Here is a 25,282-nt window from a genome sequence, read left to right as displayed (position 1 = left end):
AGCACCAGACCCGGAATGACGAGATTCCGGGTTCGATGCTTCGCATCGCCCCGGAATGACAGAAGGGACGTGCTACCGCCCCAGCCACTTCGGCGGCCGCTTCTCCGAAAACGCCTTCGGGCCCTCGATGTAATCCTGCGAGGCGGCCATCGCCTTCACCGCCGGATAGTCGCGCTGCTCGGCCAGTGCCTGCTCGAGCGAGACTTCGAGACCCTTCTGGATCGCCTGCTTGGAGGCGCGGATCGACATCGGCGAGTTCTTGGTGATCGTCTCGGCCCAGCGCTCGGCCGCTGCCAGCGCCTCGCCCTGCGGCACCACCTCGTTGACGAAGCCGAGTTCGAGGCCTTCCTTGGCGCTGACATGGCGGGCGGTCAGGATCATGCCCATGGCGCGCTTCAGCCCGATCTGGCGCGGCAGCCGGTGCAGGCCGCCGGCCAGCGCAGCGAGGCCGACGCGCGGCTCGGGCAGGGCGAAGGTCGCATTCTCGGAAGCGATGATCAGATCGCAGGCCAATGCGATCTCGAAGCCGCCGCCCATCGCGACGCCGTTGACTGCGGCGATGATCGGCTTGTCGCAGTCGAAGCGGGTGGTCAGGCCGGCGAAGCCGCCCTTGTCCCAGCCGCGCTTGCCTCCGGCAGCCTGCCATTTCAGGTCGTTGCCGGCGCAGAACGCCTTGTCGCCGGCGCCGGTGACGATCGCGACCCACTGCTCGGGATCGGCGGAGAACTCGTCGAACACCTTGTTGAGCTCGAAATGCGCGTCGATATGCAGCGCGTTGTAGACCTCGGGCCGCGACAGCGTCACGATGGTGATGGGACCCCTGCGCGTCACCTTGGAGAATTTCAGATCCATGTTTGCTCCCGTCGATTTTCTGCGGCGAAGAATATTGCTGATATCCTAGCGCCTGCGCGTCGTTCCGTGCCATCCAATTACGCAAGGCGACCGCGCGTGCAAGCCTCGCTCGCCTGCTTGACTTGGCGACAGGCTTCTCACCTTAATCGATCCGAACGCGGATGCGCGACAGCGTCTAGACGCAAAATCAGAATCAACAATATTTCCGGGAGAGACCGCCTTGGATTTCAACTTGCCGGCTGACCTGACAGCCTATCTCGCCGAGCTCGATCGCTTCATCGAACGCGAGATCAAGCCGCTGGAAGAGGCTGACGACAACATCCGCTTCTTCGACCATCGCCGTGAATGGGCGCGCACCGATTTCGACAAGGGCGGCCTGCCGCGCCATGAATGGGAGCTCTTGCTGCGCAAGGCCAAGAACCTGGCCGATGCCGCCGGCCATCTGCGCTTCGCGATCCCGAAGCGCTATGGCGGCAAGGACGGCTCCAACCTGTGGATGGCCGTGATCCGCGAACATTTTGCCTCAAAGGGTCTCGGTTTGCACAACGACCTGCAGAACGAACACTCGATCGTCGGCAATCTGCCGATCGTGACCATGCTCGACCGCTACGGAACCGACGAGCAGAAGGCGATGATCGACGGCTCGATCACCGGCAAGTACCGCATCACGTTCGGTCTGACGGAGCCCGAGCACGGCTCGGACGCCACCCATATGGAAACCAGAGCGGTTCAGGCCACGCGCGACAACGTCAAGGGCTGGATCATCAACGGCGAGAAGATGTGGACGACAGGCATGCATGTCGCCACCCACTGTGCGCTGTTTGCCCGCACCTCGGGCAATGACGGCGACGCGCGCGGCATCAGCTGCTTCCTGGTGCCGGCGAAATCGGCGGGGGTGAAGGTCGAAGAGTATATGTGGACCTTCAACATGCCGACCGACCATCCGCGGGTCAGCTTCACCGATGTGTTCGTGCCGGAGGATGCGCAGTTCGGCGAGGTCGGCCGCGGCCTGTCGCTGGCGCAATGCTTCGTGCACGAGAACCGCATCCGCCAGGCGGCGAGCTCGCTCGGCGCCGCGGTGTACTGCATCAATGAGAGCGTGAAATATGCTCGCGAGCGCAAGCCGTTCGGCAAGGCGCTGGCCGAGAACCAGGCGATCCAGTGGCCGCTGGTCGAGCTCGCGACCCAGGCCGAGATGCTGCGGCTGTTGATCCGCAAGACCGCCTGGGAGATGGATCAACTGACCCAGGCGCAGGTCGAGCACACGCTGTCCGACCGGGTCTCGATGTGCAATTTCTGGGCAAACCGTCTGTGCTGCGAAGCCGCCGACCGCGCGATGCAGGTGCATGGCGGCATGGGCTATTCGCGCCACAAGCCGTTCGAGCACATCTACCGCCATCACCGCCGCTATCGCATCACGGAAGGCAGCGAGGAGATCCAGAAGCGCAAGGTGGCGGGCTTCCTGTTCGGCTACATGGGAGCCGGCAAGCACTAACGCAGAGGAGGCGGCATGAGCATGGAAGGTGGATGCACCTGCAGAAACGTCCGCTACCGCCTGACCGGCAGGCCGCTGATCGTGCACGCCTGCCACTGCACCTGGTGCCAGCGCGAGACCGGCACCGTGCACGCGCTCAACGCGTTGTACGAGGCCGAGCGGGTCGAGCATATCGCGGCCGAGCCCGAGATCGTCGACACGCCCTCGGCGAGCGGCAAGGGACAGAAGATCGCGCGTTGCTCCATCTGCAAGGTCGCGGTGTGGAGCAACTATCCGGGCGCGGGACCGGCGGTACGCTTCGTCCGCGTCGGCACGCTGGATGATCCGAGCCAGTGCCCGCCGGATGCTCACATCTTCACCTCGTCGAAGCAGCCCTGGGTGACGTTCCCGCCGGGCGCGAAAGTGTTCGCCGAGTATTACGATCGGAAAGAGGTCTGGCCGAAAGAGGCGCAGGAGCGGTGGCGCGTCTTGCGGGAGAGGACGGGGAAGAAGTGAAGTGCGACACTCCCTCCACCGTCGTCCCTGCGAAAGCAGGGACCCATAACCACAGTCGGCAATTGGTTGAACGAGATGTGGCCCCAGCGTCGACAGACAATGAACAACGATGGTTATGGGTCCCGGCCTTCGCCGGGACGACAGCGAGGGCTAATTCACCTGCCGGTCCTTGCCCGCCCAATACGGTTCACGCAGGCTCCGCCGCAAAATCTTGCCCGACGGGTTGCGCGGCAGCGCCGGGATGAAGTCGACCGATTTCGGTGTCTTATAGCCGGCGATCCGCTCGCGCGTGAAGTTGATGATGTCGGCCGCGGTCGCGGCTTTTCCCGGCTTCATCACCACCACCGCCTTCACCGCCTCGCCCCATTTGTCGTCGGGGATGCCGATCACGGCGGCTTCCGCCACGTCCGGATGGTCGCACAGCGCGCTCTCGACCTCGGCCGGATAGATGTTCTCGCCGCCGGAGATGATCATGTCCTTGATGCGGTCGTGGATGTAGAGATAGCCGTCCTTGTCCATGTAGCCGGCGTCGCCGGTGCGCAGCCAGCCGTCGCTGTCGATGGTGCGCGCGGTGGCCTCGGGCAGATTCCAGTAGCCGGCCATGTTGGAGCCGGAGCGGGTGGCGATTTCGCCGACTTCGCCCGGCGGCAGCGGCTTGCCGTCCGGATCGAGAATCGCAAGCTCGATGCCGGGCAACGCCTTGCCGGCGGAGCGCATGCGGTCGAGCCCTTCGATATGGTCTTCCGGCGGCAGCGCGACGATGGTGCCGGTGGTCTCGGTCATGCCGTACATCTGCACGAAGCCGCATTTGAAGACCTCGATGCACTCCTTCAGCAGCGCCGCCGGAATCGGTGAGGCGCCATAGAGCATGTATTTCAGGCGGGAGAAGTCGACCTGCCGCGCGCGCGGCTGCCGCACCACGAACTGCATCGCCGCCGGCACCATGAACAGCTTTGTGATGCCGGACTGCTCGAAGAAGTCGAGCACCTTGGTCGGGTCGAACTCGCGCGCGATTACACCGCGGGCGCCGTGATAGAGGCCCATCACGCCCCAGCCGGAGCCGCCGATGTGGAAGATCGGCATCGCGACCAGCGAGACGTCGTCGGTGGTCCAGCGGTTCCACTCCGGCTTCTCGGCCTCGTTGCCGCTTTGCACGAGGTTGAGGAAATTGGCGTGTGACAGCATCGCGCCTTTCGGCTTGCCCGTCGTGCCCGAGGTGTAGAGCTGGATCGCGATGTCCTTCGGCTCGATCGCAATGCGCGGGTCGTCGCCGCCCTGCGCATCGCGCCAGGCGACGAAGTCGGGCCATTCCGGCGCGCCGCCCTCGGTCGTGATGATGGTGCGAACGCTCGGCAGCTTGTCGCGGATGTTGCGCGCCTGCGTGATGAATTCGGGGCCGACGAACAGGACGGGGGCATTGCAGTCGTCGACGATGAAGGCGACTTCGGGGCCTGCAAGGCGCCAGTTCACCGGCGCCATCACCACACCGGCCTTCATCGCGCCCATCAACAGCTCGAAATAGAAGTCACTGTTCTTGCCGAGATAGGCAATGCGCTCACCCTTCTCGACGCCCATCGCGATCAGCGCGTTGGCGACGCGGTTGGTCTTGATGTCGAACCCGGCGAAGCTGGTTTGCCGTCCCTCGAATTCATAGGCCAGCGCGTCGCCGCGGCTCTTGGCGCGCTCGCGCACCATGTCGGCAAGATTGGTTAGTTTCTGCGCGTCGGACATGTTCCCCCGTGACGTCTTGTTTTGGTTGCACGGAGTGTGGCGGCATCGCGCGGGAAAAACAATACGGAGGAATTGGCCGCGCTGTTTCAACATCGTCGTCCCGGCGAAGGCCGGGACCCATAACCACGAATCTGTATGTGGCGCGACGCTGGAGCCACAGCGAGCTCGACAACGCGCAGCGGTGGTTATGGGCCCTGCTTTCGCAGGGACGACAGTAGTGATTGAGGAGCAAGCGCCGGGCCTCAGCCCCGCGCCGCGCGATCCTTCTCGTTCTGCGCCTTGATCGACTCGCGCGCCTTGGTCCAGTCGTCGTCGCTCCAGTCGCGGAGCTGATAGAAATTACCGCCCATCGCGAGCGCCTGCGCGCCGTCCATGGCGATGGTCTCGCCGTTGATCCAGTCGCAGCCGCCGGAGATCAGGAACACCGCGAGGTTCTGCAATTCCTCCATGGTGCCGACGCGGCCCATCGGGTTCATCGCCTTGGTGCGCGCACCGGCCTCGTCGCCGGGCTTGATGCGCTTGCTCATGCCCTCGGTCGGGATCTCGCCGGGCGCGATGGTGTTGAGGCGGATGCCGTGACGGCCCCATTCGATCGCAAGCGACATGGTCATGGCGTGGATCGCCGACTTGCTCATGGCCGACGGCACCACATAGGGCGAGCCGTTGCGCACCCAGGTCACGGTGATCGACACCACGTTGCCGCGATGGCCGCCGGCGATCCAGCGCCGGCCCACCGCGTGCGTCACGTAGAAGGTGCCGTGCATCACGATATTGGCGACCGCATCGAAGCCGCGCGGCGACAATTCTTCCGAGCGCGAGATGAAATTGCCGGCGGCGTTGTTGATGAGATCGGTGAGGGGGCCGCTGGTGGTCCAGATCGCCTCGATCATCTCGTCGACCGCCATGGCGTTGCGGATATCGACGCCGTGGCTGACCACGCGCCCGCCATGCTCGGCCATCAGCTCGGTGGCGGTTTCGTCGCACACGCTCTTGCGGCGGCCGCAGATATGCACCTCGGCCCCGAGCTGCAGGAACCGCGAGGCCATGGCCTTGCCGAGGCCGGTGCCACCACCGGTTACCAGTATGCGCCGCCCGGCAAGAAGCTGATCAGAGAACATCGTTTCCTCCACGGGGGTTGTCAGTTAATTGGTCGATTGACTAAAAGCGGACAACGGCCTTTCTGTAAAGCGCCAACAAGGAACAGCGGAGGAGATTTCAATGGAAGATCGCGTTTCGATATCGATTTCGGACGGTATCGCCGATGTCCGCCTGGTGCGGGCGGACAAGATGAACGCGCTCGACGCCGCGATGTTCGAGGCATTGGTGGCCGCAACCGACCGGCTTTCCAGGGAAAAAGCCGTTCGGGTGGTGGTGCTGTCCGGCGAGGGCCGGGCGTTCTGCGCCGGGCTCGACATGGGCCGTTTCGCCGCCATGAAGGATGGCGGTAACGGAGTGCCGGGCGGCGAGAAGCGCGATCTCACCGTCCGCACCCACGGCAAGGCCAATTTCCCGCAGCAGGCGGTCTGGGGCTGGCGCCAGCTTCCGGTGCCCGTGATCGCAGCGGTTCACGGTGTCGCGTTCGGCGGCGGCTTCCAGCTCGCGCTCGGCGCCGACATGCGCTTCCTCTCGCAGGATGCACGGATGTCGATCATGGAAATCAAATGGGGTCTTGTGCCCGACATGGCGGGCACGCCGATTCTGGCGAGCCTCGTGCGCGACGACATCCTGCGCGAGCTCACCTATACCGGCCGCATCTTCTCGGCGCAGGAGGCCCAAAGTTACGGCCTTGCCACCCGCGTCTGCGACGATCCGCGCGCCGCGGCGCTCGAGGTCGCGCGCGAAATCGCCGGCAAGAGCCCGGATGCGATCCGTGCCGCCAAGCGCATGCTCAACAATCTGTCGGTCGACCCGGCGGCCGCGCTGCTCGCGGAATCGGTCGAGCAGCAGAAATTGCTCGGCAGCCCGAACCAGACCGAATCCGTGCGCGCCAATCTGGAGAAGCGCGCGCCAAGGTTTGTGGATGCGGGGTAACGACCGCAGTCATTCCGCAGCGGTGCGCAGCATCGAACCATGGTGCGCAATTGCGCACCGGAGAATCTCGAGATTCCGCGTTCGCGCTCTGCGCGCCCCGGAATGACATTTAACCCGACGAAAGATCGGACAACGACAATGGAAACGTCCCAGCCCTTCCTCGGCATCGTCAGCGGCGGTCGCCGGCGCGATCACGCTGCAGTGGCCGAGCGCGCCGACCGTATTGCCAGCGGCCTCAATGAGCTCGGCGTCAAGCCGGGCGACAGCGTCTGCATGCTGATGCGCAACGACATCGCCTTCATCGAGGCTGCCTATGCCGCGATGCGGCTCGGCGCCTATGGCGTGCCGATCAACTGGCACTTCAAGCCGGAGGAGATCAACTACGTGCTGACGGATTCCGGCACGCGCGTCCTGATCGGTCATGCCGACATGCTGCATCCGCTGCGCGGCGCGATCCCGCCCGGCGTCATCGTGCTCAGCGTGCCGACGCCACCGGAAATCCTCGCCAACTACAAGATCAATCCCGATCATCTGGCGACACCGGATTTCGCGATCGATTTCGAAGCCTGGCTGGCGCAGTTCCCGCGCTATGACGGCCCGGTGGTGCCGCAGCCGCAGAACATGATCTACACCTCGGGCACCACAGGCCATCCCAAGGGCGTGCGCCGCTTCGCGCCGACGCCGGAGCAGACCGCCAATGCGGAAGCAATGCGCGCGATGATCTACGGCCTGAAGCCCGGTGCACGCGCGATCCTGCCCGGACCGCTCTACCATTCCGCGCCGAATTCCTTCGGCTTGCGCTCGGGCAAGCTCGGCGGCGCGCTGGTGCTGATGCCGCGCTTCGACGCGGAGGAGTTTCTGCAGTTGATCGCGCGCGAGCGGATCGACACCATCTTCATGGTGCCCACGATGTTCATCCGCCTGATGAAGCTGCCCGAGGAGGTGCGCCGCAAGTACGACATGTCATCGCTGCGTCACATCATCCATGCCGCCGCGCCCTGTCCGCCCGACGTCAAGCGCGCCATGATCGAATGGTGGGGGCCGGTGATCTATGAATTCTATGGCTCGACCGAGTCAGGCGCGGTGACCTTCGCCAATTCCGAGGACGCGCTGAAGAAGCCCGGCACGGTCGGAAAGATCTCGCCCGGTGCCGAGCTGTGCTTCATCGGCGACGACGGCAAGGAGGTGCCGCAGGGCCAGATCGGCGAGATCTATTCGCGGATCAAGGGCAATCCCGATTTCACCTATCACAACAAGGCCGAGAAGCGCGCCGAGATCGACCGGCAGGGATTCATCACCTCGGGCGACGTCGGCTATATCGATGCCGACGGCTACGTCTTCATCTGCGATCGCAAGCGCGACATGGTGATCTCGGGCGGCGTCAACATCTATCCGGCCGAGATCGAGGCGGTGCTGCATGCCGTCACCGGCGTGCACGACTGTGCGGTGTTCGGCATTCCCGATGCCGAGTTCGGCGAGGCGCTGATGGCGGTGGTCGAGCCGCAGCCCGGCGTCGCGCTCGACATCGCCTCCGTCCGCGCCCAGCTGAAGACCGCGCTCGCCGATTACAAGGTGCCCAAGCACATCGAGATCCAGACCAGCCTGCCGCGCGAGGATTCCGGAAAAATCTTCAAGCGCCGGCTGCGCGATCCCTATTGGGAGCGAGCGGGGCGGAGGATCTAGCGCCACAAAACTCGCCGTCGTCCCGGGCAAGCCAACGGGTCGGCGCGAAGCGCCGCCCGATGACAGGCTCCGCGCGACCCGGGACCCATAACCACCAATCTCCGTGTTGCGCGCTGCAGTAGCCCCAGCTTGCTTCGACCGCAGCCGCCGGTGGTTATGGGTCGGCTTTCGCCGGGACGGCGTTGGTGAGTGTGCACCGCCACCAAGTTCATCTTGCGCTGCGGCAAAAAAAGCGCACACTCGGGAGGAGCCGGGCAGGCTCCGGAGTAGCCGAGCCATGTCTCCCCAGGTAATGCCTCCCCAGACCATGCCGTCCGAGACCGAAATCCGCGCCAAGCGTGCCGCAGAGGCCAGCCTTCTGGAAGCGACTGCGCAGGAGGAGGATGCGCGGCTCCGGAACGACATCCGCCTTTTGGGGCGCGTCCTCGGCGACACCGTGCGCGACCAGGAAGGGGCCGATGTATTCGACCTAGTCGAGCGCATCCGCCAGACCTCGGTTCGCTTCCATCGCGACGAGGACAAGCTGGCGCGACGGGAACTGGAGAGCATCCTCGACGGCATGTCGATTGCCGAGACGCTGCAGATCGTCCGCGCCTTCAGCTATTTCTCCCATCTCGCCAACATCGCCGAGGACCAGAACAACATCCGCCAGATGCGCAGCCGCGGGCCGAGCGGGGCGCCGCGGCCGAGCACGCTGGAACAGACGCTGGTGCATGCCCGCCAGGCCGGCATCAGCCCGGCCGATTTGCGCAGCTTCTTCCGGAGCGCGCTCGTCAGCCCGGTATTAACCGCGCATCCGACCGAGGTCCGCCGCAAGAGCACGATGGATCGCGAGATGGAGATCGCGGATCTGCTCGACCGCCGCGAGCGGCTGCAGATGACGCCGGACGAAAGCGAGGCCAGCGACGAGCAGCTTCGCCGCGCCGTGGTGACGCTGTGGCAGACCAATCTGCTGCGCCGGACCAAATTGACCGTCCTCGACGAGGTCGCCAACGGCCTGTCGTTCTACGACTACACCTTCCTGCAGGAGGTGCCGCGGCTGCATTGCGCGCTGGAGGATCGCCTGAACAAGGAGGGTGGCGAGGCCGGCGAACTCGCTTCCTTCCTCAGGATGGGAAGCTGGATCGGCGGCGATCGCGACGGCAATCCCTTCGTCACCGCGGAGGTGATGCGCGGCACGCTGCGCCTGCAGTCGAGCCAGGCGCTCAACTTCTACCTCGAGGAGCTGCATGCGCTTGGCGCCGAATTGTCGCTGGCGGCGCATTTCGCCGACGTCTCGGACGAGCTGCGGAGCCTCGCCGGGCGTTCGCCCGACACCTCACCGCATCGCAGCGGCGAGCCGTATCGTCTGGCCGTATCGGGCATCTATGCGAGACTTGCGGCGACAGCCTCCCGGCTCGAGGTCGAGACCACGCGGCCGCCGGTCGGCAAGGCCGAGCCCTATGCGCGCGCCAGGGAATTCCAGGCCGATCTCGACGTGCTCAACCGCTCGCTGATTGCGAACAATTCCAGCGTGATCGCGCGCGGCCGGCTGCGGCTGTTGCGGCGGGCGGTGGATTGCTTCGGCTTCCATCTGGCGCGACTCGACATCCGCCAGAACTCGGCGGTGCACGAGCGCACCATCGCCGAACTGTTCGACACCGCCAATCCGGGGATGTCCTATCTGGCGCTCGGCGAGGACGCCCGCGTCAGCCTGCTGCTGGGCGAGCTGCGCAATGCACGGCCGATGGCCTCGCCCTTCGTGAAATATTCCGAGGAGACCCAGAGCGAGCTCGCCGTGTTCCGAGCCGCGGCCGAGGCGCATGCCAGGTTCGGGCCGGAGGTGATCTCCCAATGCATCATCTCGATGTGCCAGGGCATGTCCGACATGCTCGAGGTCGCGGTGCTGCTGAAGGAGGTCGGGCTCGTCAATCCGTCCGGCCGCAGCGCCGTCAACATCGTGCCGCTGTTCGAAACCATCGAGGATCTGCAGGCCTCCAGCGGCATCATGGACCGCATGCTGGTGCTGCACGATTATCGCAAGCTGGTCGACAGTCTCGGTAGCGTGCAGGAGGTGATGCTCGGCTATTCCGACAGCAACAAGGATGGCGGCTTCGTCACCTCGGGTTGGGAGCTCTACAAGGCAGAGATCGGCCTCGTCGAGGTGTTCGAGCGCCACGGCGTGCGGCTGCGCCTGTTCCACGGCCGCGGCGGTTCGGTCGGCCGCGGCGGCGGCCCGAGCTATGACGCGATCATCGCGCAGCCCGGCGGCGCGGTGAACGGCCAGATCCGCATCACGGAGCAGGGCGAGATCATCTCGTCGAAATATTCCAATGCCGAGGTCGGCCGCAGCAATCTGGAGATCCTCGCGGCTGCAACGCTGGAAACCAGCCTGCTGCAGCCTCGGCAGAGCGCGCCGCGCCCCGAATATCTCAAGGCGATGGAGGAGATTTCCGCGCTCGCCTTCAAGGCCTATCGCGGCCTCGTCTATGAGACCGAAGGCTTCGCCGATTATTTCTGGGGCTCGACCGTCATCAACGAGATCGCGACGCTGAACATCGGCAGCCGCCCGGCCTCGCGCAAGAAGACCCGCGAGATCGAGGACCTGCGCGCCATTCCGTGGGTGTTCTCCTGGGCGCAATGCCGGCTGATGCTGCCGGGATGGTATGGTTTCGGCAGCGCGGTCGAGAGCTGGATATCAGAGCATCCGGAGCAGGGCATGGCGTTCCTGCAGGAGCTCTATCGGGAATGGCCGTTCTTCCGCACGCTGCTCTCCAACATGGATATGGTGCTGGCGAAGAGCTCGATCGCGATCGCCTCGCGCTATGCCGAGCTGGTGCCTGACGTCGCGTTGCGCGAGAAGATTTTCGGCCAGATCCGCCGCGAATGGCACCTGTCGATCGAGACGCTGCTCGACATCATGGGGCATGACCGGCTCCTGCAGGGCAACCCGCTGCTGGAGCGCGGCATCCGCAACCGCTTCCCGTACATGGATCCGCTCAATCACGTGCAGGTCGAGCTGTTGAAGGAGTATCGCGCGCAGAACCCGGACGAGCAGGTGCTGCGCGGGATTCAGATCACGATCAACGGGATCTCGGCGGGGTTGCGGAATAGCGGCTAGCCACAGTGTCGTCCCGGCGAACGCCGGGACCCATAACCACGACCGGAGTGTCGTGAACGATGTGGGCCCCAGCTTTCTTCAACAACCAACTACAGTGGTAATGGGTCCCGGCCTTCGCCGGGACGACGGTTAGATCAACAGTTGTGCGCGCCCTTCGTCTCGACATAGACCGCGTAGAGCGACTGGCTTGCCGTCATGAACAGGCGGTTGCGCTTCTTGCCGCCGAAGGTGAGGTTGGCGCAGGTCTCCGGCAGCAGGATCTGGCCGATCCGCTGGCCGTCGGGCGCAAACACTTGCACGCCGTCGTAGCCCGGTCCGACCCAGCCGGCGCCGACCCAGATATTGCCGTCGACGTCGACACGCAGGCCGTCCGGGAAGCCTGACTTGCCGTCCAGCGTCATGTCGATCAGCGTGCGCGGGTTGGAGAGCTTGTCGCCGTTGAGGTCGTACTGCCAGACGATGTTCTTGGCATTCGGATAGTGCGTGATGCCGGTGTCGCAGACATAGACCTTCTTGTAGTCGTGGCTGAAGGCGATGCCGTTCGGCTTGAACGGCTCGTCGGCAACCTTGGTGATCTGACCGGTCGCAGCATCGATGCGATACACGGCTTCCTTCTGGTAGGGCTGCTTCGATCCCGTGTTGGCCAGTTGGCCCTCATAGATCGAGATCGCGCCATAGCCGGGATCGGTGAACCAGATCGACTTGTCGTTGGGATGCACGACCATGTCGTTCGGCCCGTTGAGCTGCCTGCCATTGGCCTGCTCCGCCAAGGGCGTGACGGTTCCGTCGTGCTCGTAGCGCACCAGCCGGGTGCGCTCGGCGGTGATCTGGCGACCCTCGAAATCGAAGGTCGAGCCGTTGGCCTCGTTCGACGGCTTGTGGAATTGCTCGGAGATGTGGCCGTCATCGTCGAGATAGCGCAACTGGCGGTTGGCCGGGATATCGCTCCAGACCAGATACTGGCCCTGCGCGTTCCAGGCCGGGCCCTCCGCCCACAGGCAGCCGGTGTAGAGCCGCTTGATCGCGGTGTTGCCGACCTTGGCCTTGAAGCGCTTGTCGTCGATCACGACGACGTCTGGATCGGGATAGCGCTGCGGCTCCGCGTTGGGGCCGAAGTCGCGCGCTGCGGCATCGGATGCGGCCATCGCGGTTGCAGCAAGCGCGGTTGCGCCGCGCAAGATTGTCCGACGGTCGAACGCCTTCGCACCGTCGCCCTCGTGTTTCTGAATGTTGCTTGGATTTGTCACGAAAGTCCTCCCAGGCTTTTTTGTTATCGGGAGGACGATCATACCCCCGCAATTCTGGCACAATGCGGGCACGCCATGATGAAACAACCAAAGAGTGTGTCGCCCCCGCCTAGCGCGCGATTGCGCGCGGAGTTCGCCGAGGCGACGATTTCATAAAACTGTCCAGATCGGATCGGAGGATCAGATCAAGTTCAGATCGGATCCCAGGTGAAGACGTCGGCCGAGCGGTCGAGCTTGGCGAACGATCCCTTCAGCGCCGGCATGCCGTGTTCGGCAATGGTCTCGGGCGTCCAGCCTTCGCCGCGATGAACCGAGCGCACCGGACGATGCTGGCCGAACAGGAAGATTTCGTTCATGCGCACGCCGAAGATCTGTCCGGTGACGTCCTTGGCCGCGTCCGAGAGCAGATAGGCGCAGACCGGCGCGATCTTCTCCGGGCCCATCTGCTTGATCTTCTCGACGCGCGCCTTCTCGGCGTCGGTCTCGGTCGGGATGGTGCCGATCATGCGGGTCCAGGCGAACGGCGACACGCAGTTCGAGCGCACGTTGAAGCGGCCCATGTCGAGCGCAATCGATTTCGACAGGCCGACGATGCCGAGCTTGGCGGCGGCGTAGTTGGCCTGGCCGTAATTGCCGATCAGGCCGGAGGTCGAGGTGAAGTGCACGAAGGAGCCCGACTCCTGCTCGCGATAGATCCGCGCCGCGGCGTGGCTGACATAGAACGAGCCCATCAGATGCACCTTGATGACGGCCTCGAACGCTTCCACGCTCATCTTGTGGAAGATCATGTCGCGCAGGATGCCGGCATTGTTGACGACGCCGTCGAGCCGGCCGAAATGATCGGTCGCGGTCTTCACGATCTTGCTGGCGGGAATGGCTTCCGCCACCGACTCGAAATTGGCGACCGCGGTGCCGCCGCGCTTCTTGATCTCCTCGACCACCTCCTCGGCGGGCGCGGCACTCGTGCCGGCGCCATCGGCGGCGCCGCCGGGATCGTTGACCACGACCTTGGCGCCCTCCGCCGCGCAGAGCAGCGCGATCTCGCGCCCGATGCCGCGGCCCGCGCCGGTGACGATGATGACCTTATCCTGCAGTGATTTTGCCATGTCGGTTCTCCTGGTTTGCTCTCCGTCATTCCGGGATGGTGCGAAGCACCAGACCCGGAATCTCGAGGTTCCGGGCTCGCGCTTCGCGCGCCCCGGAACGACGGAGTTGTTACTTCTCGTTCGTAAAGATGATCGTGCCACTTGCGGCGAACATGCCGCCGACGCCGTGGCAGACCGAGATCTTTGCGTTCGGCACCTGCGCCGGCGCGATACCGCGCATCTGCCGCACGCTCTCCTGCAGCGCGTACATGCCGTACATGCCGGAGTGCATGTAGCTGAGGCCGCCGCCATTGGTGTTGAGCGGCAGCTTGCCGCCGGGGCGGGTGTTGCCGTCGGCGATGAACTTGCCGGTCTCCTCATACGGCATGAAGCCGAGGTCGCCGAGGCCGTAGAGCGGCAGATGCGCGAATGCATCGTAGATCATCAGATGATCGACGTCCTTGTGGGTGATGCCGGCCTCCTTGAAGGCCAGCGGCCCTGCCACTTTGAAGGCGCGCGATGAGTCGAACGTCTTCATTTGGCTGACCATCGGCGTTTCCACGCTCTCGCCGGTGCCGAGGATGTAGACCGGCTTGTTCGGGAAATCCTTGGCGCGGTCGGCCGAGGTGAGGATCAGCGCGCCGCCGCCGTCGGTGACGAGGCAGCATTGCAGCAGCCGGAACGGATAGGCGATCATCCGCGAGTTCAGTACGTCGGCGACGGTGATCGGGTCCTTCATGGTCGCGCGCGGGTTCTTCCCCGCCCATTCGCGCTGCACCACCGCGACCATCGCGAGCTGCTCATGCGTGATGCCGTGGGTCTTCATGAACCGCAGCACGGGAATCGGAAACATGCTCGGCGGCCCGTAGACGCCGAACGGCGCCTCGAACTGGCCGTTGAGGCTGTCGGCCGGCGTGAAGCGCGGCTGCTTGCCGATCATCGACTTGCCGCTTTCGGCATGCGTGATCAGAACGGTCTTGCACAGGCCGGCCTCGATCGCCGCAGCGGCGTGGCGAACATGCAGCATGAAGGAGCAGCCGCCGACCGAGGTGCCGTCGACCCAGGTCGGCGTGATGCCGAGATAGTGCGCCATCTGCTGCGGGGTCTCGACCGCAGTAGCGAAGCCGTCGATGTCGCACAGCTTCAGGCCGGCGTCCGCGATCGCATTCAGCGCCGCGTCCGCGTGCAGCTGGATCTGCGAAATGTTCGGGATGACGCCGAGTTCGGTGGTTTCGGCCGCACCGACGACGGCAACCTGGTTCCTGCGCATCACATTACCCCTTTGCCGGACGGAACAAGGGAAGGGTGATCTTGTCGTCGAGCGCCTCGAAGGCGACCTCGAGCCGCATGTCGAGCTCGAGCGCTTCCGGCGTCTGCGGACAATCGATGATGTTGCTCATCATGCGCGGGCCCTCGTCGAGCTCGACGACCGCGATCGCATAAGGCGGCGTGAAGCCGGGCGCTGCGGGACGGTGGTTGATGACGTAGCTGTAGAGCTTGCCCTTGCCGCTGGCCTTGAAGATCGAGACCTTGCGCGAGGCGCAGGAGGGGCAGAACGGCCGCGGCGGAAAGTAGACATTGGCGCAGGCATCGCAGCGCTGCAGGCGCAGCTCGCCAGCCTTGGTGCCATCCCAGAAATGCTGGGTCTCCGGTGTCGGCTTTGGTTTCGCGCGCGCGGGCTCGGCCATGTCTGATGTCTCCTCCCGAAATCGTTACAGTCTTGATGCGACATTGAACCAAGGCCCGTCAACGGTCCATCCATGCTCCGCGCAGCGGCCTGTGTCCCGCGCATGCCGCATATTCCGCCCCTCGCACAATTGCTAAGGCCGCGCTGCTTGTGTCGCTCCGATCCGGCGCGTAGAAGGGCCGCGTCCAAGATACGTCCAAGACACGTTCAAGATAGCCGGGAGGAACATATGATGCTGAGGATCATCGGCGCGGCACTCGCTGCCAGCCTCGCATTCGCCACGCAGGCGATGGCCGCCGACGCACCGTTGGAGATCAAGATCGGCACGCTCTACGCATCCTCGGGGCGCTACGCCTCGATCTCGATGCCGGTCTACAGCTCGCTGAAATTGTGGGTCGAGCAGAAGAACGCCGAGGGCGGCGTCTTCGTGAAGGCGTTCGACAAGAAGATCCCGATCAAGCTCGTCTCCTATGACGACCAGAGCAACACCGCGACCGCCTCGACGCTTTATAATCAGCTCGTCACCCAGGATAAGGTCGATCTCCTGGTCGCCGATTCCGGATCGGTGCTGACGGCGCCCGCGGTTGCGATCGCGCGCGATCACAAGATGTTCCTGTTCGACCAGACCGGCACCGGCGCGAGCTTCTTCTCGAAGGACAATCCCTACATCGCGCTGATGGCCGATCCGGTGTCGACGGTGTGGCCGAAGCCGGTCGCCGACTTCATCAGCCATGACGGTCCTGGCCTCGGCATCAAGAAGGTCGCGATCCTCTATTCGACCAACGAGTTCACCGGCACCCAGGCCAACGCGTTCCGCAAGTTCGTCAAGGAGTCCGGCGCGCCGATCGAGATCGTCTATGACCAGGGCGTTCCGACCGAGACCACCAACTACAACGTCATCATCAACAACATCAGCAACGCCAATCCCGACGCGGTGATCCATTTCGGCTATGCGCCGAACGACATCGCCTTCCTGCGCAACGTCCAGGACGTCGGCACCAAGTTCAAGATGCTGTTCGCGATCTATGCCGGCCTCGAGACCGAGTTGCTCGAGAAGAACGTCGGCGCCAAGGGTCTCGAGCACATCTGGACCTATGTGCCGCCGTCCGAATTGGACTATCCCGTCAATTTCGGGATGAACATGAAGGATTTCCGCGCCGCCTGGACCAAAAAGTACAACGACGGCAAGATGGAGTTCGGCTTCAACGCGGTGGCCGGCTACACCACGGCGCTGGTGATCGAGAAGACGCTGTCGGTAGCGACCAGCCTCGACCAGATGGAGCTGCGCCGCGCGGTGTTCTCGCTCAGCGGCCAGCTCAAGACGCTGGACGGCACCTTCGCGCTGGATGAGACCGGCGGCCAGATCGGCGAACTCACGCCGCTCGGCCAGCTCACGGTCGACGAGCACGATCACATCAAGTTCGTCTCGATCTATCCGCACGAGACCGCCACCGGCAAGCCGATCTACCCGGCGCCGTGATGCAGGTGGGTGCGGCAGGCGTAACCGTCGGCGGCGAGCGGTAGCATGACCTATGCGCTCGTTGCCGGCGTGCTGTTCGGGCTGTATTTCAGCCTGGTCGGCATCGGTCTCAATCTCGTGTTCGGCGTCATGCGCATCGTCAACCTTGCGCATGGCGACATCCTGATGCTGGGCGCCTTCATCGCGCTCGGCGTGGTCGGCATCGCCGGCATCGACCCGCTGTTCGCGGTGCCCCTGGCCTTCGTAGTGTTCGTGCTGGTGGGCGTGCTGCTATACTGGGTGCTGGTGCCGCGGCTGCAGGGCTCGGCCAATCCGGAAATGCTGTCGATCATCCTGTTCTTCGGCCTGTCGCAGGTGATCGAGGCCGTCACCACGATCTTCGCCGGCACCAGCGAGCGCTCGATCCAGAGCCGGCTGCTCGGCACCGTGTTCACGACCATCAAGGTGAAATGGTTCGGCGGCAAGGCGGGCGGCGCAGGGCCGATCCAGATCTTCGGCCAGGGCTTTCCCGCGCCGTGGGTGATCGCGGCCATCACCAGTCTGATCGCGATCGCGCTGGTCTACCTCTATCTCTACCACACAAGGCTCGGTACCCTGACCCGCGCGGTGATGTCACGGCGCGACGAGGCCTTGGCGACCGGCATCGACGTCGATCGCGTCTCGGCGGCGGCGTTCGGCATCGGGCTCGGCATCGCGGCGGTCGCCGGCGTGTTCGCGCCCTTCATGTTCGGCTCGGTGACGCCGGCGTTCGGCGCCGACGCGACCGTGACGTCGTTTGCGATCGTCGTGCTGGGTTCGCTCGGCAATCCGCTCGGCACCGCGCTCGGCGGTGTCGTCTACGGTCTCTGCTACATGCTGGTGCAGACCTATCTCAGTTCCTGGGCCGACTTGCTGCCCTATGTGTTGTTGATCGTGATCCTGTTGTTGCGTCCGAGCGGTCTGCTCGGAAGGCGGGTGCGCGTTGCATAACGCCTCGAAACACCTGCTGTTCATCCTGGCGCCGCTGGTGGTGGTGTTCGCACTGCTGCCCGGCGTGTATCAAAACCATCTGCTGCTGTTCAACTTCGTGATCTTCCTGATCCTCGCGCAAGGCGTGAACATCATCTATGGCTTCACCGGCTATCTGCCGTTCGGCTATGTCGGCTTCTTCGGCGCCGGCGCCTATGGCTTCGCCATCATGGTGATGCATCTGCATACACCGGCGCCGCTGGCGGTGCTGGTCGGCGGCGTCGTGGCGGTGGCGCTCGGCCTGTTGCTGACACCGCTGCTGCGGCTGTCGGGTGCGTATTTCGCGATCGCCAATCTCGCGGCCTCGCTCGCGGTGCTGCACTTCGTCGCCAACCCGGCGCTGGAGGGGATCACCAAGGGTCCCTACGGCGTGTCGCTCACCGGCACGTTCAACCCGACCCATGCGTACTATGCCGCGGTCGTCGTGATGGCGCTGACGGTCGGTGCGGTGGTCTATCTGAAGAACTCGCCGTTCGGGCTGGCGCTGCAGGCCGTGCGCGAGGATGCGGTGTCGGCCTCGATGGCCGGCGTCAATATCGTGAAGATGCGGGTGATTGCCTGGCTCGCCTCGGCGCTGGTCGCCGGCCTCGCCGGCGGCATCTATGCCTGGTACGTCTCGGTGTTCTATCCGGACAACGTGTTCTCCGGCGAGTTCAGCATCTTCGCGATCGTGTTCGCGCTGTTCGGCGGCGTTGCCACCATCACCGGACCGATCGTCGGCGTGCTGATTCTCTACGGCATCTACAATCTGATCGGCTTCACCACGCCGCAATATTTCCAGCTGATCTATGGTCTCCTGATCATGGGCCTGGTGCTGTTCCTGCCCTCTGGACTGGTGTCGCTGGCAACCCGCAGGGGGTGGCATGTCCCCTGAGAAAAACCCGATCCTCAAGGTCTCGAAGCTGGTCAAGCGCTTCGGCGGTTTCCACGCGCTCGACGGCCTCAGCTTTCACGTCGTGCCGGGCGAGATCCTCGGTTTGGTCGGCCCGAACGGCTCCGGCAAGACCACGGCGATCAATGTGATCTCCGGTCTCTATGCGCCAGATGGCGGCGAGATCGTGTTCGACGGCGCGTCCGCCGGCGGCGTCGCCTCGCACAAGCTCGTTCACCGCGGCATCAACCGCACCTTCCAGGTGCCGAAGCCGTTCCTGTCGCTCACGGTACGCGAGAACATCCAGGTGGCGCTGGCCTATGGCGGCGCGACCGGTGCGCCGTCGATTGCCGAACTGCTTGAGGATTTCAGGCTGAAGGAGGTCGCCGACCGTCCGGCCGCCGATCTCAACAGCGCGCAGCAGAAGATGCTCGATCTGACCCGTGCGCTCGCCACGCGGCCGCGGCTGCTGCTGCTCGACGAACTCGCGGCCGGCCTCAACCCGGCGGAGCTCGACTGGATCGCCGGCCGCATCAAGGCCTTGGCCGCGACCGGCATGGCGATCATCGTGGTCGAGCATCTGATGGGCTTCATCGAACAGATCACCGACCGCGTCATCGTGCTCAATGCGGGCAAGGAGATCTTCGAGGGCACGCTGGCGACCGCGGTACGCGAGCCGCAGGTGATCGAGGTATTTTTGGGAGGCGAGCATGCCCACTGATGCGGTGTCGCTTCTGGACACGAGGGGCGTCGATGCCGGCTACGGCACCATGCAGGTGCTGTGGGGCGTCGATCTCGACGTCCGCCCCGGCGAGACCGTGCTGCTGCTCGGCGCCAACGGCGCGGGCAAGACCACGTTCCTGAAGTCGCTGGTCGGCCTGATCGAGGCCCGCAGCGGCCACATCAAGCTCGGCAGCGAGGACATCACCAGGATGCGCTCGTCGGACCGCATGAAGCGCGGCATGACCTACATGTCGGAGCTTGCGGTGTTTCCCGACCTGTCGATCGAGGAAAATATCCGCGTCGGCGCGCAGGCGCTGGGCCATGCCAATCCGGGGGCGCGGGTCGACGAACTGTACGGCCTGTTCCCGGTGCTGCGCGACAAGCGCCGCGATCCCGCGTCCAGCCTGTCCGGCGGTCAGCGAAAGATGCTCGGCATCGCCAAGGCGCTGTCGGCCGAGCCGAAGCTGCTGGTGATGGACGAGCCCTCGGCCGGGCTGTCGCCGCTGTTCGTCAAGGAGGTGCTGCGCGCCTTGTCGAGCCTGCAGGGCCGCGGACTGGCACTCTTGATCGCGGAGCAAAATATCGGTTTTCTCGAGATTGCCACCCGCGTATTCGTGCTGGAAGGCGGGCGGATCCGCTTCTCCGGCACGGTTGCCGAGATGAGCGGCAATGAAGAGCTGCACCGCGCCTATTTCGGGCTGAAGTGATGCGAGGTGAGGCGCCGGCGGGCTGGAAATCGGCCTCGGTTCGCGCGACAATCAACTGCAAGCCATGAAGTGCAAGCCGTGAAGTGAAAGCCATGCCCAAGAATCCGACACTCGCCTCCCTGGCCGCCGATCTCGCCGGCGGCGCGACCTCTGCCCGCAAGCTCGTCGAGCAGTGCATCGCCAAAATCGCTGATCCCTCAGGCGAGGGCCAACGCACCTTCATCCATGTCGACCGCGACGCCGCGCTGGAGGCCGCCGACGCCATGGACCGGCTGCGCAAGGCCAATGCCGCGCCGTCGCCATTTGCCGGCATTCCGGTTTCGATCAAGGACCTGTTCGACATCAAGGGGCAGGTGACGCGGGCGGGCTCGCGCGCGCTGGAGGATTCCGCGCCGGCGGATGCCGATGCACCTGTCGTGGCGCGGCTCAAGCGCGCCGGCTTCATCGTGATCGGCCGCACCAACATGACCGAGTTCGCCTATTCCGGCATCGGCATCAATCCGCATTACGGCACGCCGAAGAGCGCCTGGAACCGCAGCGCCGGCCACGTGCCGGGCGGCTCGTCCTCGGGGGCGGCGGTCTCGATCGCGGACGGCATGGCGTTCGGCGCGCTCGGTACCGATACCGGCGGCTCCTGCCGGATTCCCGCCGCCTTCAACGGCATCGTCGGCTACAAGCCGACGCAACGCCGGATTCCGCTCGATGGCGGCGTGCCGCTGTCGTTCACGCTCGACAGCTACGGCCCGCTGGCCAATTCGGTGGCCTGCTGCGCCGCGCTCGACGCGGTGCTGGCGGATCAACCGGTGACGCCGATCACGTCGCGCCCGGTGAAGGGCATGCGGCTCGCGGTGCCGACCACGGTCGCGCTCGACGACCTCGACGATGCCGTCGCAAAAACCTTCGAGCGCGCGCTTGCTTCGTTGTCGCGCGCAGGCGCCTTGATCGAGCGGATCGAGGTGCCCGAATTGCTCGATGTCGGCGTCATGAACGTCAAGGGCGGCTTTGCCGCCGCCGAAAGCTATGCCTGGCATCGCTTCCTGCTGGCCAGCAAGGGCGACATCTACGATCCGCGCGTCGCCGTGCGCATCCAGCGCGGCGAGGGCTTTCCGGCCGCCGACTATATCGATCTGCTCAACGCGCGCCGCTCCTTCATCGCCCGTACCGAGAAGCGGATCGCGCCCTATGATGCGATGGTGCTGCCGACCACGGCGAACCTGCCGCCTACGATCGCCAGCCTCGCCGACGACAAGGCGTTCGCCACCGAGAATTTGCGCGCGCTGCGCAATTGCACGCTGATCAATGTGCTCGACGGCTGCGCGATCTCGCTGCCCGCGCATCACGAGGGCGAGGCGCCGGTCGGCCTGATGCTCGCCGCCGCGGGTGGTTCGGATCGGCGCATTTTCGAGCTCGCTGCCGGAATGGAGACCGTGATCCGTGTTTGATCTCACCTTCAATGTCGACGACAAAGGCGTCGCCACTCCGCTCACACTGGAAATCAGGCAGGCCGTGATCGCCGGCTGGACCGGCCGCGATCCGGTGGCGCGCGACAAGCACATCGCCGAGCTCGAGGCACTCGGCATCGCACGGCCCGCGACCACGCCGATCTACTACCGCTGCTCGGCGCGCCGGCTCACCTTCGCCGATGCCATCGAAGTCTGCGGAGAGGACTCGAGCGGCGAGGTCGAGTTCGTGCTGATCGGCTGGCAGGGCCGCATTTTCGTCGGCTGCGGCTCCGACCACACCGACCGCAAGGTCGAGAGCTACAGCGTCACCGTGTCGAAGCAGATGTGCGACAAGCCGATGGCATCGGAGCTGTGGGAACTCGACGACGTGATCGGCCACTGGGACCAGCTGGTGCTGCGTTCCTGGGCCGTGATCGGCGGCCAGCGCGTGCTCTACCAGGAAGGCACGCTCGATCACATGCTGCCGGTGAAGGACCTGATCGCGCGCGGCTTCGACCAGGGCGCGCTGCCCGACGGCTGCGCCATGTTCGGCGGCACCTTCGCGGCCAAGGGCGGCATCCGCCCGGCCAGCCGGTTCGAGTTCGAGCTGGAAGACCCGGTGCTGAAGCGGAAGATCAGCCACGGCTACGACGTGGTGACGCTGCCGGTGAGGGGCTGATTGCTCGCCGCGTTGTTGTTGTGAGGGAGATGACCGACGCTTTCTCCACGTGCGTCGTCCCGGCGAAAGCCGGGACCCATAACCACAGAGTGTTGTGGTTGGCACGCTGTGGCCCCACCGATCTCAACAACTGACGACGGTGGCTATGGGTCCCGGCTTTCGCCGGGACGACACCGTAATTGTGGTGACGTTCTCTGCATCTTTCGATCGGAAATCGGGTGGCGCGGGCCGCAATCAGGGGCCAGATTCCGTCCCATGACAGCAACAGCCAAAACCATCACCCGTCCACCCACCGGCATCCCGGCCCGCGTCGACGGGCTCGACTGGGACCGGATCACGACCGATCTCGATGGGCAGGGATGCGCCGTCCTCAACAGCCTGCTGACGCCTGAGGAATGCGATGCCATCGCCGCGCTGTATCCCGACGACAGCCAGTTCCGCAGCCGGATCGTGATGGGCCGTCACGGCTTCGGCCGCGGCGAGTACAAGTATTTCTCCTATCCGCTGCCGGACCTGATCGCGGAGCTGCGGCCGGCGCTCTATACGCGGCTGACCGCGGCAGCCAATCGTTGGAACGAGACGATGGGGATCGATATCCGATATCCTGCGTCGCATGCGGCGTTCCTGAAGCGCTGCCATGACGCCGAACAGACGCGGCCGACGCCGCTGCTGCTGCAATATGGCGAGGGCGACTACAACTGCCTGCACCAGGATCTCTATGGCGAGCATGTGTTCCCGATCCAGGTCGCGATCCTGCTGTCGCAGCCCGGGCGCGATTTTACGGGTGGCGAATTCGTGCTGACCGAGCAGCGGCCGCGGATGCAGTCGCGGCCCGAGGTGGTGCCGCTCACCAAGGGCGATGCGGTGGCCTTTGCCGTGCATCATCGCCCGGTGCAGGGGACGCGCGGACCGTATCGTGTCAATCTGCGCCACGGCGTCAGCAGGATTCGCTCCGGCCATCGCCACACCGTTGGTGTGATCTTCCACGACGCGAAGTGAGTGCGAGAGAGGCGTGGCCACCGATCTGTTCGAGACCATTGGCGATGCCCGGCCATCGCGCGAGACGATCGCGGATGGCGCGGTGCTGTTGCGCGGCTTTGTCCGGCCGTTCGAGGCCGAGCTGATCCCGGCCTTGCGTGCCATCGTCAAGCAGGCGCCGTTCCGGCATCTGATCACGCCGGGCGGCCACCGCATGTCGGTCGCGATGACCAATTGCGGCAGCGTCGGCTGGGTCTCCGATCCCAGCGGCTATCGCTATGATCCGATCGATCCCGTCTCGGGACAACCCTGGCCTGAAATGCCGGAGGTGTTGCGCAGGCTTGCCGCCGACGCCGCTGATGAAGCCGGCTTCAACGGCTTCGCGCCTGAGGCCTGCCTGATCAATCGCTACGTCCCCGGCGCAAAACTGTCGCTGCATCAGGACAAGGACGAGCTCGACTACCGCGCACCGATTGTGTCGATCTCGCTCGGGCTGCCGGCGATCTTCCTGTTCGGCGGCCTGCAGCGCAGCGACACGCCGCGCCGCTATCGACTCGAACATGGCGACGTTGCGGTGTGGGGCGGCTCGTCACGGCTATTTTATCACGGCGTGGCACCGCTCGCAGATGGCGAGCACAGCGTGCTCGGCCGCCAGCGCATCAATTTGACCTTCCGCAAGGTGCGCTGAACCGCCGGGTGGTCTAGACTTGGCGGATGACCACCAAGGCCGACCGCGCCGTCAACCGTACCGGCGTCTATCTCGCCGTGCTGCAGCTCGTCTTCACGCTGGGCTGGACCACTTATCTGATCTATCTGCCGAAGCTGTGCGCCGATGTCGGCATCGCGCCGTCGACCGTGATCCTGATCCTGATGATGGATCAAGGCATCTTCACCGTCACCGACACGGCGATGGGCATGGCCGCCGACAGGATATCGAGCCTGGTCGGCCGCCTTGGCTTGTTTGTCGGTATCCTTGCCGCGATCTCCTGCGCCGCCTTCGTCGCATTGCCTTACGTCGCCGGCACCGGGCCGGGCGCGAGGGTCTGGCTGATCGTGCTGATCGTGATCTGGGCCGTGACGTCGTCGGCCTTGCGGGCGCCGCCGCTGACGCTGCTCAGCAAGTATCGCGCGCAACCCTCGGTGCCGTTCCTCGCGGCGCTGGCGATGCTGGGTTATGGCATCGCGGGCGCGGTCTCGCCCTATCTTGGCGTCGTGCTGCGCAACCAGGATGCACGGCTGCCGTTCGTGCTGTCAGGCGCGGTGCTGCTACTGACCGCGCTCGCCTTCTCAGGCGTCGAGCGCCGCATCGCGGCAGAGGCGCAGCCGGCGCGGCTGGCGCCCCCGGCGAAGCGGCTCGGGGCGGTGCCGATGTTCCTGATCGGATCGATGGTGCTGCTGTCGCTCGGCTACCAGCTGCACTTCAACATCAACAGCGCGCCGTTCTATTTGCGCTTTGCCAAGGCGGACGAGCTGCAATGGCTGATGCCGGTATTCTGGATCGGCTTCAACATCGCGATGTTTCCGGCAAGCATCGTCGTCAAGCATCGCGGCGGCCTGATCGTGATGGGCGCGGCGGGACTGCTCGGTGCCTTTGCGATCATCGCCGCCGAGATCGCCGGCAGTCTCAACGTCCTGATCGTGGCGCAATTCATGGCGGGGGCCGCTTGGGGCTGCATGCTGATGAGCGCGGTGTCCGCGGCGCTCGCGATCGGGGAGACCGGCGCGGAAGGCAAGGTCACCGGCCTCGTGTTCTCGGCGCTGGCGCTTGCGACCTTTGCGCGGATGGCGGCGGTCGCGGGCGGCCTGCAGAAGATGCCGGACTATGCGCCGCTGGTGCATTGGGCGCCGGTCGCCTGCTGGTCGGTCGCCGGCGCCGGCCTGCTCGTGATCGCCGCGTCACGGCTGCAACACGGGGTGAAGAGCGCTTAGCGTTGTCATTCCGGGGGCGAAACGAACCCGGAATCTCGAGATTCCGGGTTCGATGCTGC

General features: G+C 64.9%; 22 protein-coding genes. 15 read left to right on the top strand and 7 right to left on the bottom strand.

Going from position 1 to position 25,282, the window contains the following annotated elements; translation table 11 throughout:
• Window positions 1–72: 72 nt before the first annotated feature.
• On the bottom strand, window positions 73–852 hold the full coding sequence (locus ACVWZM_RS05260; RefSeq protein ID WP_076827202.1) for an enoyl-CoA hydratase-related protein: 780 nt from the start codon (window positions 850–852) through the stop codon (window positions 73–75).
• Window positions 853–1,072: 220 nt separating this feature from the next.
• Here ACVWZM_RS05260 and ACVWZM_RS05255 point away from each other — a divergent pair, with 220 nt between their 5' ends.
• Together ACVWZM_RS05255 and ACVWZM_RS05250 are read left to right on the top strand one after the other, a co-directional pair.
• Complete coding sequence (locus tag ACVWZM_RS05255; protein WP_076827204.1) at window positions 1,073–2,347, top strand: acyl-CoA dehydrogenase family protein; 1,275 nt, start codon at window positions 1,073–1,075, stop codon at window positions 2,345–2,347.
• A gap of 15 nt (window positions 2,348–2,362) precedes the next feature.
• On the top strand, window positions 2,363–2,842 hold the full coding sequence (locus ACVWZM_RS05250) for a GFA family protein (RefSeq protein WP_076827205.1): 480 nt from the start codon (window positions 2,363–2,365) through the stop codon (window positions 2,840–2,842).
• Window positions 2,843–2,992: 150 nt separating this feature from the next.
• Here the strand turns inward: ACVWZM_RS05250 and ACVWZM_RS05245 are convergent, their stop codons facing one another.
• On the bottom strand, window positions 2,993–4,573 hold the full coding sequence (locus ACVWZM_RS05245) for a fatty acid--CoA ligase (protein ID WP_456835293.1): 1,581 nt from the start codon (window positions 4,571–4,573) through the stop codon (window positions 2,993–2,995).
• A 242-nt stretch (window positions 4,574–4,815) separates the two neighbouring features.
• Window positions 4,816–5,691: an SDR family oxidoreductase gene (locus tag ACVWZM_RS05240; protein ID WP_057015759.1), complete on the bottom strand. Its 876-nt coding sequence runs from the start codon at window positions 5,689–5,691 to the stop codon at window positions 4,816–4,818.
• Between the two features lie 100 nt (window positions 5,692–5,791).
• On the opposite strand from ACVWZM_RS05240, the gene ACVWZM_RS05235 reads away from it, so the two are divergent.
• The 3 genes from ACVWZM_RS05235 (at window position 5,792) to ppc (ending at window position 11,387) form a co-directional block, all read left to right on the top strand.
• Entirely contained in the window at window positions 5,792–6,604 is an 813-nt protein-coding gene (locus ACVWZM_RS05235) for a crotonase/enoyl-CoA hydratase family protein (RefSeq protein ID WP_076832960.1), read from the top strand.
• Between the two features lie 138 nt (window positions 6,605–6,742).
• Window positions 6,743–8,287, top strand: coding sequence for an acyl-CoA synthetase (locus ACVWZM_RS05230; protein WP_076832964.1), 1,545 nt, complete (start codon window positions 6,743–6,745; stop codon window positions 8,285–8,287).
• A 292-nt stretch (window positions 8,288–8,579) separates the two neighbouring features.
• Window positions 8,580–11,387: a phosphoenolpyruvate carboxylase gene (gene ppc / locus ACVWZM_RS05225; protein ID WP_456856626.1), complete on the top strand. Its 2,808-nt coding sequence runs from the start codon at window positions 8,580–8,582 to the stop codon at window positions 11,385–11,387.
• A 134-nt stretch (window positions 11,388–11,521) separates the two neighbouring features.
• Here the strand turns inward: ppc and ACVWZM_RS05220 are convergent, their stop codons facing one another.
• The 4 genes from ACVWZM_RS05220 to ACVWZM_RS05205 all read right to left on the bottom strand — a co-directional run bounded on the left by ACVWZM_RS05220 (window position 11,522) and on the right by ACVWZM_RS05205 (window position 15,407).
• Window positions 11,522–12,634 carry an SMP-30/gluconolactonase/LRE family protein gene (locus ACVWZM_RS05220; RefSeq protein WP_143271172.1) on the bottom strand — a complete coding sequence of 371 codons (1,113 nt, stop codon included), beginning with the start codon at window positions 12,632–12,634 and terminating at the stop codon, window positions 11,522–11,524.
• Window positions 12,635–12,825: 191 nt separating this feature from the next.
• Window positions 12,826–13,740, bottom strand: coding sequence for an SDR family oxidoreductase (locus ACVWZM_RS05215; RefSeq protein ID WP_018270553.1), 915 nt, complete (start codon window positions 13,738–13,740; stop codon window positions 12,826–12,828).
• A gap of 109 nt (window positions 13,741–13,849) precedes the next feature.
• Window positions 13,850–14,989: a thiolase C-terminal domain-containing protein gene (locus ACVWZM_RS05210; RefSeq protein WP_076833558.1), complete on the bottom strand. Its 1,140-nt coding sequence runs from the start codon at window positions 14,987–14,989 to the stop codon at window positions 13,850–13,852.
• Window positions 14,990–14,993: 4 nt separating this feature from the next.
• Complete coding sequence (locus tag ACVWZM_RS05205) at window positions 14,994–15,407, bottom strand: Zn-ribbon domain-containing OB-fold protein (protein WP_016841161.1); 414 nt, start codon at window positions 15,405–15,407, stop codon at window positions 14,994–14,996.
• Window positions 15,408–15,635: 228 nt separating this feature from the next.
• On the opposite strand from ACVWZM_RS05205, the gene ACVWZM_RS05200 reads away from it, so the two are divergent.
• The 10 genes from ACVWZM_RS05200 to ACVWZM_RS05155 all read left to right on the top strand — a co-directional run bounded on the left by ACVWZM_RS05200 (window position 15,636) and on the right by ACVWZM_RS05155 (window position 25,223).
• Window positions 15,636–16,886, top strand: a complete 1,251-nt coding sequence (locus tag ACVWZM_RS05200) for an amino acid ABC transporter substrate-binding protein (RefSeq protein ID WP_233475624.1) — start codon at window positions 15,636–15,638, stop codon at window positions 16,884–16,886.
• A gap of 45 nt (window positions 16,887–16,931) precedes the next feature.
• The gene (locus tag ACVWZM_RS05195; protein WP_028338731.1) at window positions 16,932–17,855 is read left to right on the top strand and encodes a branched-chain amino acid ABC transporter permease; all 924 of its coding nucleotides are present in this window, start codon (window positions 16,932–16,934) and stop codon (window positions 17,853–17,855) included.
• Window positions 17,848–18,768, top strand: a complete 921-nt coding sequence (locus ACVWZM_RS05190) for a branched-chain amino acid ABC transporter permease (protein ID WP_057015729.1) — start codon at window positions 17,848–17,850, stop codon at window positions 18,766–18,768. The genes ACVWZM_RS05195 and ACVWZM_RS05190 overlap by 8 nt, the downstream gene beginning before the upstream one ends.
• Window positions 18,758–19,486, top strand: a complete 729-nt coding sequence (locus ACVWZM_RS05185; protein ID WP_076832970.1) for an ABC transporter ATP-binding protein — start codon at window positions 18,758–18,760, stop codon at window positions 19,484–19,486. The genes ACVWZM_RS05190 and ACVWZM_RS05185 overlap by 11 nt, the downstream gene beginning before the upstream one ends.
• Window positions 19,476–20,195: an ABC transporter ATP-binding protein gene (locus ACVWZM_RS05180; RefSeq protein WP_076832973.1), complete on the top strand. Its 720-nt coding sequence runs from the start codon at window positions 19,476–19,478 to the stop codon at window positions 20,193–20,195. The genes ACVWZM_RS05185 and ACVWZM_RS05180 overlap by 11 nt, the downstream gene beginning before the upstream one ends.
• A 92-nt stretch (window positions 20,196–20,287) precedes the next feature.
• On the top strand, window positions 20,288–21,637 hold the full coding sequence (locus ACVWZM_RS05175; RefSeq protein ID WP_076833562.1) for an amidase: 1,350 nt from the start codon (window positions 20,288–20,290) through the stop codon (window positions 21,635–21,637).
• A complete protein-coding gene (locus ACVWZM_RS05170; protein ID WP_076832975.1) occupies window positions 21,630–22,316 on the top strand; it encodes a DUF2848 domain-containing protein in 687 nt (228 codons plus the stop codon). The genes ACVWZM_RS05175 and ACVWZM_RS05170 overlap by 8 nt, the downstream gene beginning before the upstream one ends.
• Before the next feature lie 255 nt (window positions 22,317–22,571).
• Entirely contained in the window at window positions 22,572–23,315 is a 744-nt protein-coding gene (locus ACVWZM_RS05165; RefSeq protein ID WP_076832978.1) for a 2OG-Fe(II) oxygenase, read from the top strand.
• A 13-nt stretch (window positions 23,316–23,328) separates the two neighbouring features.
• Complete coding sequence (alkB, locus tag ACVWZM_RS05160; RefSeq protein ID WP_057015725.1) at window positions 23,329–23,982, top strand: DNA oxidative demethylase AlkB; 654 nt, start codon at window positions 23,329–23,331, stop codon at window positions 23,980–23,982.
• A 26-nt stretch (window positions 23,983–24,008) separates the two neighbouring features.
• Window positions 24,009–25,223, top strand: a complete 1,215-nt coding sequence (locus tag ACVWZM_RS05155; protein ID WP_076832981.1) for an MFS transporter — start codon at window positions 24,009–24,011, stop codon at window positions 25,221–25,223.
• The last annotated feature ends 59 nt before the right edge of the window (window positions 25,224–25,282 follow it).

The organism is Bradyrhizobium sp. USDA 4501, from assembly GCF_054062115.1.
This window is presented reverse-complemented; position numbering and strand designations above follow the sequence as displayed.